The organism is Tenacibaculum profundicola (assembly GCF_057220795.1).
The window spans coordinates 773451-786441 of sequence record NZ_CM170137.1; the positions used below are offsets into that span (position 1 = coordinate 773451).

11 protein-coding genes and 1 pseudogene are annotated in these 12991 nt (G+C 32.4%); 1 reads left to right on the top strand and 11 read right to left on the bottom strand.

What is annotated here, in order from left to right; all coding sequences use genetic code 11:
* Positions 1-70: 70 nt before the first annotated feature.
* The 4 genes from AC2TDS_RS03150 to AC2TDS_RS03165 all read right to left on the bottom strand — a co-directional run bounded on the left by AC2TDS_RS03150 (position 71) and on the right by AC2TDS_RS03165 (position 5813).
* Entirely contained in the window at positions 71-1102 is a 1032-nt protein-coding gene (locus AC2TDS_RS03150) for an alpha/beta fold hydrolase (RefSeq protein ID WP_484737678.1), read from the bottom strand.
* Positions 1103-1477: 375 nt separating this feature from the next.
* Positions 1478-2239, bottom strand: coding sequence for an RDD family protein (locus tag AC2TDS_RS03155; protein ID WP_484737679.1), 762 nt, complete (start codon positions 2237-2239; stop codon positions 1478-1480).
* Positions 2240-2823: 584 nt separating this feature from the next.
* A complete protein-coding gene (locus AC2TDS_RS03160) occupies positions 2824-3261 on the bottom strand; it encodes a hypothetical protein (RefSeq protein ID WP_484737680.1) in 438 nt (145 codons plus the stop codon).
* Positions 3262-3263: 2 nt separating this feature from the next.
* A complete protein-coding gene (locus tag AC2TDS_RS03165) occupies positions 3264-5813 on the bottom strand; it encodes a T9SS type A sorting domain-containing protein (RefSeq protein ID WP_484737681.1) in 2550 nt (849 codons plus the stop codon).
* 260 nt (positions 5814-6073) lie between these two features.
* Here AC2TDS_RS03165 and AC2TDS_RS03170 point away from each other — a divergent pair.
* Positions 6074-6880: pseudogene (locus AC2TDS_RS03170) on the top strand (IS91 family transposase); the annotation flags it as partial.
* A 287-nt stretch (positions 6881-7167) separates the two neighbouring features.
* On the opposite strand, the gene AC2TDS_RS03175 reads toward AC2TDS_RS03170, so the two are convergent.
* The 7 genes from AC2TDS_RS03175 to AC2TDS_RS03205 form a co-directional block, all read right to left on the bottom strand.
* Positions 7168-7836 carry a tetratricopeptide repeat protein gene (locus AC2TDS_RS03175; RefSeq protein WP_484737682.1) on the bottom strand — a complete coding sequence of 223 codons (669 nt, stop codon included), beginning with the start codon at positions 7834-7836 and terminating at the stop codon, positions 7168-7170.
* An 84-nt stretch (positions 7837-7920) separates the two neighbouring features.
* Positions 7921-8241: a hypothetical protein gene (locus tag AC2TDS_RS03180; RefSeq protein ID WP_484737683.1), complete on the bottom strand. Its 321-nt coding sequence runs from the start codon at positions 8239-8241 to the stop codon at positions 7921-7923.
* Positions 8242-8309: 68 nt separating this feature from the next.
* The gene (locus AC2TDS_RS03185) at positions 8310-8669 is read right to left on the bottom strand and encodes a hypothetical protein (RefSeq protein WP_484737684.1); all 360 of its coding nucleotides are present in this window, start codon (positions 8667-8669) and stop codon (positions 8310-8312) included.
* Between the two features lie 153 nt (positions 8670-8822).
* Positions 8823-9077, bottom strand: coding sequence for a group II intron maturase-specific domain-containing protein (locus AC2TDS_RS03190; RefSeq protein ID WP_484738914.1), 255 nt, complete (start codon positions 9075-9077; stop codon positions 8823-8825).
* The gene (ltrA, locus tag AC2TDS_RS03195) at positions 9078-10193 is read right to left on the bottom strand and encodes a group II intron reverse transcriptase/maturase (protein ID WP_484737685.1); all 1116 of its coding nucleotides are present in this window, start codon (positions 10191-10193) and stop codon (positions 9078-9080) included.
* Between the two features lie 600 nt (positions 10194-10793).
* On the bottom strand, positions 10794-11897 hold the full coding sequence (locus tag AC2TDS_RS03200; protein ID WP_484737686.1) for a serine hydrolase domain-containing protein: 1104 nt from the start codon (positions 11895-11897) through the stop codon (positions 10794-10796).
* A 285-nt stretch (positions 11898-12182) separates the two neighbouring features.
* Positions 12183-12845 (bottom strand): hypothetical protein, encoded by a 663-nt coding sequence (locus tag AC2TDS_RS03205; protein WP_484737687.1) that lies wholly within the window; start codon positions 12843-12845, stop codon positions 12183-12185.
* Positions 12846-12991 lie beyond the last annotated feature (146 nt).

Genomic DNA, 12991 nt, shown 5'->3' on the forward strand with positions numbered 1-12991 from the left:
CAACGGATCAGTCAACAAAGCATTTGCGTTAGCCTATCGACACTCCATATGTTTAGTAATTGTACAACGTTTATTTATGATTTTTCTTATTAATTGATTCAACCATTGAAAGTATTTCTTTGTTAATTATTTCAGCATTTTCCTTTTTTGTGATTATAGAACCATGATTTGCATCCATAACAAATTGCTTCCCGTTAGTCGATAGTTCTTTCAGTTCTTTTTGCATTTCGAACCACAATTGCACCTGTTCATCTGGATCAATGCCTTCACTTCTATATGTTTCTTTTTGAGATTTTCTATACTGTTCAGTTGCGGTAAAAACTAAAACAGGTAATGAATCTAAACTACTCGTTTGTCCTGACCGTAAAAGAATATCATCATTTATATTATTCTCTTTTAGACACCTATGATATATCTTCCCTGAATAAGAAGTAAGATTACGCGAACGCGTATGGCAATCTTTTGGTAAACCATCATTCAAAGATTCTGGATTACTTATTTTATTGTAGATTCCCATTATTCCCATATCGGCAAGTATTGAACTAAATTTTATTAAGTTAATGTATTTTTTTGGAATCAATTCTTTTTGGGCTAATCGTTCCCACTGTTCAGGATGACTCGAATCCAGAAACACAAGTCCTTTTATTTCATTTGGATATAGATCTCTGAATATTCGATTATAGGGTCCCCCCATAGAGTGACCTGCTAATATGTAAGGAGGTTTTTCACCACTTTTTTCAAGTAATTCGTGTAATTGATGGGCATAAAATTCTGATGTAATACTGTCTTTACTCGATTCGCTAAACCATTTCCCTTCCCTATCATAACGTACAACTCTCATATTTTTCTTCAATCCTTCCGCAATCCAATGCAACATATCTGTACTACTATATGCGCCTGCTTCAAGAATAAGGGTTGGTAACTCATTTTTTTGACCTTCTGCTCTTATATGAAGTTTAGTTCCATTCACATCCACTAATTTTCCAGGTGGAATTAGTTTTGAACTAAACAAACGGTAGCCTGCTCCCGATACTATTAGTAGTATAATAATCAGTGTTAAAAATTTACCAATCCACTTGAGTATTTTTAAACTTATTTTCATCGTAATTTTCATAAAAGTTATAGTAGCGTAGAGCCTGATAATTATTTTGTTTTTGTACTACTTGTTTTACCAAATATACAAAAACAACACAGCTATCAATACCCCCTTTCGTCAAACCGTACGTGAAGTTTTCCCTCATATAGCTTATCAAATAGAGTTCTCCATACTTCTTTCGAGAGTGTCTTTGAGCGAGCATACTTTTCTATGTCAAGAAGATTATAGAATCTAACGAATGTTTCATAGGGACGTTATCGAAGATCCATTCACAAAACAGTACGAGCTTATCGTTTTTCCATTTACTGTCGCAGAGCAGTCAACAAGAGATATAGCATTAACCTATCGGCACGTCATATACTTAGTTATTAGCAAAAGTATTTATTTGCTCAGTTCTATTAATTTCCATTCCCCATTCGGTTCTTTAGTCAGGTAAACACCAACATTCAAATCCTTTTTATTTCCGAGGACTTTTATTTCCAATTGTGCCTGTCCGTTTCCGTTTGAAATGCTCACATTTCCAATCGGCATCATTCCGTAACCTTTTATCCCACCTATTTCCAATATAATTTCTTCATTTTGTTCAATTTCCGAAATAGCTACTTTATAAGCATCTGAATTTTTCATTGCCGAACCGACAAACAATGATGTAAATGTAAAAAAAGCAATTCCAATACCTACTAATGCTAAAATCCTTGGAAGATTTGTTGACTTGTTCGGATTCTTAACTACAATTACTTTTGCAGTCTTGTCTCCAAGTCTTTTTTTCTCTTGGCTTGAAGCAAGAACAATAAATTCTATTGGCCAAATTATTAAAAATAAATTTCGAATTAATAATCTACCAAAAGAAGGAACTTCAGATGGATTATTTTCATCACGAACCATAATCCCCATAATCCATTTTCCTGGGCTGGTTCCCTTTATTGAATCTTTCGCAAAATATAATATAAAACCAATAACCATTGTCGGCAACATTTTATTTGTCAGGTTATTAAAGATATTTTCACCCATAAAATCTGTTCCAAGTGACAAGAATACAATTCCTACTATCAGAAATGTACATATGAAATGGTCAATTATAAATGCTGCTATTCGTCTTTTTCTACTTGATAAAATATATTCTTTTTCTAAATTTTCGTTCATTAGTTGATGGTTGGTTTGTATTGGTGTTAACATGAGTCTGCACAAAAACTCCATTTTCTTCATAACTATAGCACATAGGGTAGAAATATATACCATTTTAGGTACCTAAAAAATGGATTCTGGTTATTTGTTATTTTCTGTTCCTAGCTACAATTTATTTAAAACAACTAAAAATGAGCACATTATCGCTCTTAATTTCAAAACAAGACCTTTTCAGCTTCTTTTTTAACCTTTTACCCCTTATTAAGGTCAACGGATCAGTCAACAAGACCTATAGTGTTACTATCGGCACGCCATATGCTTAGTTGTTGGAAATAGTTCTTGGGTATTCAGTTTCGATTAATTTTAATATTTCCTCAACGTTGATTATTGAAAGTTGGTGATCATTAATTTTATATATTCTAAACCATAATATTTCCGATATCAAAAACCTGAATTCTTCGTTTTCCTTTAATTTTTTTGAGTCTAAACACTATTGTTGTTTGTGAATTAATTGAATGACTTAAAATAAAAGCAACTTTTTAAATTATTAAAAAAGCCACAAAAGTTTAAAACTAACGTGGCTTTTTTTTGATAAAAATTGGCTATTTATTAAACCCTTTTGCCTTTTCCACAGGTGTTGTTTTTAAAGACATTAACTTTTCATTTACAACATACTTAACCTCTATGTATTCGTTTGTAAGTTTATGTTTTTTAGTACTTAACCTAAAGCTAAACTCATAGTCTCCTTTTTCAAAAGATTTAGAATCATCTTTAACCATATGTCCTGTATTATCTTTTAGATTTATAAATGAATACTTATCTATTATTAAATTAGAATCGTCTAAAGCTAAAGTAATAGTATTCACTTTAAAAGATGATGTAGCTTTAACCTGAATTGTGTATTCTTTATAACTATCTACATTAGGTAAACCACTTACATGAATCTTTTTAAAAGAATTTACTACGCTTAAACTTTTACAAGAACTTAAACACATAACTGCTATAATTAATGCGAAAACTTTACTGAACCTCTTTATCATAATTATTCAATAATAACTTTTTTGGTTAAACTAGTTTTACTATTAAAAACACGAACAATATAAATATTTTTAGCTAAATCAGACAAATCGATACCAGCACTATTTACTTTACCTTTTTTTACAATTCCACCAACCACATTATAAATCATATAATTATAAGAATTATCATTTGCTATTTTAATAAATAAATTATTCTTTACAGGATTAGGGTAAAATACAAATTTGTCTTCTAAAGAAACTGAATCATCAATTCCTAAAGTACTATTTGCTATAGAAATCTCCCATAGACCTCTACCAAAAGTTCCAGCTACTAATTTATCTGCAGTATAGTGTATTTCAATATCTTTAACATCTACATTAGGAAATCCTTGTCCTAATTTACTCCAACTTGTACCACCATTTTGAGTAAAATAAACTCCTAATGCAGTTGCAGCAAACAAATATTCTATAGACTGACCTTGCTTTAACATTACTTCATTAACAACTATATTAGGTAAGTTACCAGAAATATTAGTCCAATTTGCACCGCCATCTGTTGTTTTAAAAACTTTATTCCCTGCTGAATATCCAGAATACGTAGCATAAATTATATTGTTATTTGACGCATCGTAATCTAAAGAAGTTATTTTTGTAGTCTGTCCACTTGGTACTGGAATTGAAGACCAAGTACCTCCTTGGTCACCAGAAAATTTAATACTATTATCATTACATGCAATCACAGAATTCCCATGCGTTGCAATACTTTTAACTGTATCTGTTAAACCAGAGTTTGTTGTAGCTATTGTTAAACCAGTAGAAGCGTCTAACTTATATACCTCATTACCGCCTCCATATAAAATATTAGGATTCGTTTTATGCATTTCTAAAGGAAAATAAAAACTTGCTCCTGGAACATCAACAGAGTTACCATTACCATATAATTGTCCTTCAAAGCCAGTATCAGTTTGAGATACAGAACCACTTTGATTACCTGCATATCTAATATCAGGATTATTATAATTTATGGCAGATTGAATACCATCTCCCATGGCAACAGCATACCAAGTTCCATTTCTTTTACTAAATGCATCATTATCTTGATTTGCCATAATTAAAGCATCATCATTTGCACTAGGGTTAATTGCAACAGTATAAGATTGTGTTACCTTAACTTTACTTGATTTGTATGTAATTGTTGGTACTGTACTTGTAGAAGACGGATAATTTACATATGACAAACCTCCATCATTTACACTCCAAAACTCTAACGCTCCATCCAATTTACCCATTCTATGATGATCTGAATGAATATAAGTACCAGGATCACCAGCATTATTCCAATAACCATTTAATGAAGTTGTCCAATTTGCGCCATTATCTGAAGAAGATTGCCCATTAAACTCACCTGTAATCATAAGATTATTTGTAACAATTAAAGCTTGATTATATCCATATTGAGAATTATAACCTGCAGGGATATTTCCAACATCAGAAAACGTAGAATTGGTTTTATTAAACTTTTTTACCTGACCATTTTGTTCTTGAATAAAAAAGTCTCCATTTTCATCTACAGCTACTACACTTTTGTTAGCAGAACTACTTTCATAAACTGTAGACCAGTTTGCATCTGTAGTATAATCTGATGTATAATAAACATCAAATAAACTAGTATACATAATTTCATTTCCGTTTCTAACAGCTCTTCCGATATCAGAGCTATATCCAGGATCAAAAGCATTTGTCCAAGTAGTTCCTCCGTCAGTAGTCTTTTTTATATATCTATACTCACCTACAAAAACAGTATTAGCATCAATAACAATTAAATCTCCAAGAGTTGCTTCTGCCGATAAATCAAAAGACAAACCAGTAGAATTAAAAGTTTCTCCCCCATCTGTAGATTTTAATACACCAATAGATTTTACATTACTACCATCATAATCTCCAGTAGACACATAAATAGGTTGTGTAGTATAATTAGCTATAGTAGTTCCGGGAACAGTTTCAATATCTGTTACTCCTATACCTGCAACCATATCTAACTTCGGAGACCAATTTGCTCCTCCATCAGTAGATTTCCAAATTCCTCCATTTGGTGCTCCAACAAACAAAACATCTTGATTAGAATCTGTTGCATGTTTAATACGTAAAAAAGCATTTAATCTTCCCATTTGTGGAAAATTTGAATATCCATTATTGTCTAAATCTGATTGCTCAGGTCCAATATTAGTCCAATTTTGAGTGGTACTGCTTTTGGCATAAGTATTATTTTGGTTTATTATTTTACCTTTTGCATCTAAAATACCTGCATTAAAATAATCAGCATTTTCATTTGGAAATGTACCATTAGCATTAACTCTATTTTCCCAATAAAAAGCCCACCTTTCAAATTGTTTTTTTTCTTTTTTATTTTTTAAAACTGTAAGGTCTTTTGTTTCGAACTCTGCTCTTGCTTTAGAGATAATTTCATAGTAATTTGCATTATCTGTCCTTGATAACTCTTTGTAGTTTTTTGATACTTGAGAAAAACAAGTAATTGTAATTCCTACAAAGAATATTAAAAGTAATTTATTCATCATATTTAGTTTTAATTAGAAGTTAATTTTTAGTTAATTTTTGGTTAAAACTTCAAATGTAACGTTTATATTCAAAAACAAAACTAAATTTTAACTTAAATCAATACAATACAATACTTAATAGTAGGTATAAATGAACTATTTCGACCTTTTCTTTTCATCCATTTAAACAGTTTGTAATCCAATTGTTTCTTTATAATCTTGATCGTTTCCCAAATATGGGTCGTTTTACTTATTGAGTAATAATTCAACCAACCTAGAAAATCCTATTTGATGCCGCCTGGGAAACTTTGACTGCTTTTGGTGATAACCCCAAACATCTTGGTGCTAAAATGGGAATGATAGCCGTATTACATACTTGGGGGCAAAATCTGAGTTTACACCCACATTTGCATTGTATTGTTCCCAAAGGAGGTGTTACTAAAGTAGGATATTGGAAAAAAGGGAACTACAAAGACGATTTCCTATTCAGTGTAAAGGCAATAAGCACAAAGTTTAGAGGTGTCTTTGTGGCTAAACTACGTAAAGTAATTCCAGATGTAGATCAATCATTATATGATGATTTGTTTAAAAATAAATGGGTTGTTTATGCAAAGCCTCCCTTTGGAAAACCAGAAAATGTAATAGAATATTTAGGGAGATATACTCATAAAATAGCCATTAGTAATCACCGAATAATAGCTATTAATAAAGAAGAGAAAACAGTGGCTTTTCGTATCAAAGACTATCGTAAAAATGGACAAAAAACCATCCTAACTTTAAAGATTAAAGAGTTTATTCGACGGTTTCAATTGCATATTCTACCCAAAGGATTTACCAGAATTAGACATTATGGAATTTTAAGTAGTAGTTGGAAAAAAGTAAAGTTACCAAGATTACAATTGCTATTAGCAGATAAAGAGCTAGATACTATTGACCTATTTATCCCTACTGAGAAAAGTGTACACAGATGTTGCCCGAGTTGTAAAAAAGCAAGCTTAATTACATTGCTAACTTTTGACTCTAGAGGACCTCCAAAAAACTATCTAAAAATAGCTAAACATAAAATTAAAAAATACATGACTTAAAAAATGACATTAAAAAAGTGTCCTAGACAATTAATGCCTATATTTAAGAAAAAACCAAATAAACAAGCAGATTAAGCTATGAATTTTACAATCAGAAAGAAAAAGTAACAAATTATAAACTAAGACACATAAAAATAGCTAAACTTCTCTTAGAAAATAACGAATCTTCAATTACTAAAATAATACAAAATTATCGTTTTACCCCTTACTGTCAACGGATCAGTCAACAGGGCATATAGCGTTAGCCTATCGGCACGCCATATGCTTAGTTATTAGCTTTTCGTTTTTTATTTACAGTATTTGTCAATCATTTCTTGAGCATCAGAATCTCCTAATTTGTGGGCTTCCTGCAGGTCAGTACACCCTTCTTGGTTCATCCCATAAGCGACATAAATTATTCCTCTCCAATAAAGGCTTGTAAGCTTTTCATAATTCTTCTCTAAACAAAAGTTAAAATCATCAAAAGCAAGTTTTAGACTATCAATGTTATATCTGGCAATTCCTCGTTCAAATCGAATTTCTTCCATAGCAACGTCAAATTCGAATCCTGTTGCAATAAATGAGTTCTCAACTTTGTCCATATAAATCATTTCACCTCCTTTAGTTTTGATTGCTTTTTCAAAGTCGTCAATTGCTCCTTGATATTCCTCTAATCTCTTTTTATTCTTTCCTCTATTTAAAAAGGCAAGAGCATTGTTCGAGTCAATTTCAATGATTCTAGTATAATCGTTAATTGCGCCTTCATAATCTTCCAAAATTGATTTGTCAACACCTCTATTGATTAAGGCATAAATATTCTCTGGGTCTTTTTCAATCGCTTTGTCCAAGAGAAGAATAGCTTCTTCATATCTTCCTTCCCTTTCTAATTTCTCCGCCTCAGCGTTGTAGTCAGCCGATGATTTGAAATCACAAGAAGTGAAAGTCAAGATGCTCAATATGATTAATATCTGTTTCATTGAATGAAAGCTAACGACAACTGTATGTTGCGTTTGCTTCCCGAAGGGAGCATATGCAATATACAAATTGTTGTACAACGTTTTTTATTCTATTTCCCATTGTTCCAAGTCATCTACTGGGTTTGGTAATCTACCATCTAACCATTTCATTAATGTTCCTGGTTTAAATTCCTTGTCCTTTGTTTCAATTACCCAAGATAAAAAGTCTTCAGGACCTCCATTCATATATGGTGCAGGTGATACTGGGTAAAAAACTGTCGGTAGTCTTTCATTAATTGAAAGATAATTCACCACACAACCTAATTCCTGAACTACATTCCAAGCTAATTCATTCGTTATATCAAGTTGAAACTTAATCCACCAAAATCCGTCATCATCTGAACCGAATGAAATCGGTTTTGTCATTGATGGAATTTTTTCAAGGTATTCTATTAGTGTTTTAAAAGCTCTTTCGTCCAATTTTAGATTTCTGTTTAGTTCTTTATTCGATATTCAGATAACCAGCTTTGAAATCCCATTGCTTCTGTTCCGTTTCCATTGGCAACTTTTTTAATTAACTTTAAAGCCTTTTGTTCAGTCTTTTTATCTACGCTTAATTTTTCCAACATTTGAGTTGCAACCCAAAGATTTGTTCGGTTTTCCTCAATATTCAGCAATTCCGCAAACTTTTGAATATAAGCTTGATTTTCGAATTCAGAAATTGATTCCAAAATCTTATACATTTCATTAACAGCAGAGTTGTTTTTCCGAACGGATTTTTTGTTGGCATAATCTGTTTCAGCACAGATTTTTGTCAATTTGAGATATCGTTCTTTTAAATTCTCGATGTTCATTTAAATGTTGTAGTAGAGTAGAGCCTGATAGCTATCTCTATATTTTTGTATTACTTGTTTTACCAAATATACAAAAACAAAATAGCTATCAGTGCCCCCTTCATCAAACCGTACATGAAGTTTTCCCTCATACGGCTTACCGAATAGAGTTCTTCATTCCGCTTTCGAGAGTGTCTTTAAGCGAGCATACTTTTCTATGTCTAGAAGATTATACAATCTAACTAATGTCTCATAGGGACGCTGGCGAAGCTTCCGATGTGCTTTTCGACCTTTTCTTTTCATCCATTTAAACAGTTGGTAATCCAATTGTTTCTTTATAACCTTGATCGTTTCCCAAATATGGGTCGTTTTACTTATTGAGTAATAATTTAACCAACCTAGAATTACCTTATTTAGTTTCCATACAATTCAGGGTATAGTCCAATGCCGTCGTTTATATAATGTATCCCGAAGCTTTCGGAATAGTTTACTCCGTGACTTATTACTAGGACGAATATTGGTATACTTCTTTTTGTTCCAACTAAATTTCGAGCGTATACTCCTAATTTCAAATCCTAGAAAGTAAAGACTGCTCTTGCTCGTATGTAATAACTTGGTTTTATTCGCGTTTAATCTTAGTCCCATATTCGATACTATTTTACCTAGATAACTTAGTATATCTTTACTGAAATACCATTTCCCCATTAGAAGAAAATCATCTGCAAAACGTACTATACGAATTTGTGAGTGGGCAAATTTACCTTTTGGATTTGTTACTATTTTGTCTAATTCATGCAAGTAGATGTTTGATAGTAGTGGAGAGATTACCCCTCCTTGTGGGCTTCCTTGTTTACTCTTTAATAACTCCTTTGTTTCTAATTGAATAGGAGCTCTTACCCATTGGTGAATTAATCCAAGTATCGAAGTATCTGAAATCTTTCGCTTTAAGCAAATAAACAGGCGGTCATGAGGGATACTATCAAAGTACTTCGATAAATCTGCATCCAGTACAAATTGATACCCTTCGTAGATATTTGTCTTTACCTGCTTTATTGCGTCTTTGGCACTTCGCTTGGGCCTGAACCCATAAGACGTAGCTATAAATTCAGTTTCCCATAGCGGTTCTATGGCCATTTTTACTGCCATTTGAACTATCCTATCTTTTATGGTAGGTATTCCTAATGACCGAAAAGATCCTTTCTCTTCTTTTGGTATCAAAACTCGTTTAATTAAATTGCTTCGGTACCGTTTCTCCCTTAATTCATTTTGTAAGTTTGTTAAGTAAGTCTGTAGACCTGATTGCTCAATACTAGCAATACTAACACCATCTACTCCCCTTCCTTTTGTGTAGTTTTGTTTAACTCGATAGAATGCAGTGATTAGAAAATAGTCTAAACATATTTTATCATACAAACTATGTGCTACAAAACTGCTATCTCTCTTGGCTGTAATGTATAGCTTCCTTTGAAAAACACGAACTTTCTCATCGCATAACGATGGACTTACTAATAGATTTTCATCAATATAGGTCGTTCTGTTTTTCATATAAGCTTCTCTAAAGTAGAGCCCCTTTCCTAAATAGGGTTATGTTGTCCCTATAATTATCGGTACTATGAGCTCCTCCGACTTCTCTTATAACCATTGCTGGATTTCGTAATACTTATACCAGCATGTTTTGCCTTGCCAATGCTTATTATAAGAGACCTCCCACGTTCCGTATAAATCCATCTATAATCACGCCATCCCTATGACTCCGGCAACTCTTCCATAGTCTCGCGACTGTTTATCCTATGGAAGTGACAGGGTTCGAAGACCGTCAAAACTCTCCCCAAATTGCGAGTACACCTATCGAAGCTACTATGGGTTCACGTATTACACATTACGGCTTGATTATTTGTCCTCTAGAGCTTCAGCAAAACCCTCACGAGTCTAACTGTCTAGATTCCTTCAGAGTGAACAGCCAATTACTCTGGTGGGATTTACACCCACTGGATTTACACAACTTCGTGGCACACCAACGTCTAGTATAAGAATAGTAGCGGGTTTTACACACTAATTTTTCGGTTATCCCTAGATTTTTAATATTTACCTTCTTTCGCTTTAGCGATTAGACCGCTATTATTTTTATAAATTGTTGTAACCAGTTTATTTTGAAAGGAAATAGGGTAATATATATTTGTACATCATATCAAAAGGTTGTTTATTTAAAATGGGCTTACCATAATTACTACCTGTAAAAACAATAACTAAATTTTTTAACTCAGGAATAAGTAGGATATAATTTCCACCATTTCCAAAAGTAAACTTTAAAGTAATTTCTCGGTCATCTATTTTTGCTTTTTCGGTATACCAGTAATAACCATAAGTAGCTGATTTTTGCCCTTCCCAGGAATTGCCAGCAACATCAAAAAACGAATAGTTTTGCGGTAACTCTACTTTTTCGCTTAGAATTTCGCCTATCATTTTTTCTGAAATAATTTGCTGCCCATTATATTTTCCTTTGTAGATAACCATATTACCTATTTTAAGCATATCTCTAGGTGATATTCTCAGAAGACCTGCGGTAAAGTATCTCCCAGTCATTCTGTTTTTTGTCCATTGATAATTGTCTGTAATTTTCAATGGCGTAAATAAATGTTTAGATGCAAATTCAGCAATATTAGTATTAGATGATTCACTAATCACAGCTCCCATAATCATTGGTGCTGTTCCAGTGTATAACCATTTTTCTTTTGGAGCAAAAGCCATTTTTTGATCGAGTCCATATTTTACCCAGTCTTTTTGATCAAACATTTTTTCTTCACAATCAGGAAATCCCATATCTCCAAAAAACTGCTCGCAACCAATTCCTGTTCGCATCGTCAATAAATCTTCTACTGTTATCAGAGATTTTCTATTGTCCCAGTTTTCAATATTTTCTTTATTGTATTGAGGAAGGTAGGTTAAAAAAGGTTCATTTACTTCTAAAATTTCTTTATCAAAAGCTATCCCTGCCAATAAAGCGGTTATTGATTTAGTAGTCGACCTAACATCCTGTAAACTGTCTTTTCCGTATCCATTAAAATATTTTTCAAAAAGAAGACTGTCGTTTTGAGAAATGAGTATAGCATTGGTCTTTGGGTAATCTCCATTTTCAATTCTTGTAAATAACTTACTGATAAGATCATTACCTGCTGTGTTCTTCTGTTGTTTATTAGCACAAGAATTCAATAATATTAAAAGAAAAAAGATGTAAAGTAGGTTTCTCATAAGTTTTTAATTCTGACTAACGTTTTTATAATGCTTTGAAAACCAGTGGTTAAAGATTCTGGTTTTCGGATGTATTTTTTCTCCTTTTTCCTTCGCAAAACGTTAGCTTAAAGAGATTAATTTTTTTCCGAAATGGAAGGAATTGGTTACAACGGTCTAGGCTATGATTTCGTTGTGGAATTATCCGCAAGATTATGCCGCTGTGAAGGCAGCCATTAATTTATACTTTTACTTTGGTGTGGCACAAAGCCACAATGAATTATAGCCATTGTTAGCAATAGTTATTTATTCAATATATCTAAAGGTTTCATAAACTTTTCCAATCATACCTTTCTCAGCAAAGTCAGCAAAAGTTTTAATTTCAGATTGCTCATTTGCAATCATAGAAATCATAACCGCTTTTAATTCCTCATTTTCTTTTGGCAACGGAATTATGAGCATAAGTTTATAAACACCATTATAACCTTGGTCAATAAAGTCGGAGTAATCTACTTTACCCTCACATAAATAATTCATTTCGCCATTAAATTCTTTCTTTCCAACAGTTTGTATTTCCATTTCAGGAAACTGTTTTTTAAAGTTATCTACTACATTTTCTATTAATGATAATGTGAGACTTTTATTTTTTAGTGTAATTGTCGAGTTGCCAATCGAGAGTTCCTCTACTATTATATTATCGATTGACTTTTTCATTATGATATGATTTTCTTTGTCATTTGGCGTTTCGACATCATAACCATTTGGATATTCAATAGCAAATCGAGTGATTGGCAATTCTTTTGATTTACAGGTTTTTTCGTCAGCTACATAAAGGTTTTCAAATGTCTTAGCCTTAACCTCTGGCATTTGCCCTAAAGCAACATTTTTTGAACCATTTGTATTGATTGTAAATTCGCAACTATTTAATAGAAGCGATAAAATTAAAATTAGTGTAATTCTGTTTCTCATAATTATTGCGTAGAGTAGAGCCTGATAGCTATCTCTATATTTTTGTATTACTTGTTTTACCAAATATACAAAAACAAAATAGCTATCAGTGCCCCCTTCATCAAACCGTACATGAAGTTTTCCCTCATACGGCTTACCGAATAGAG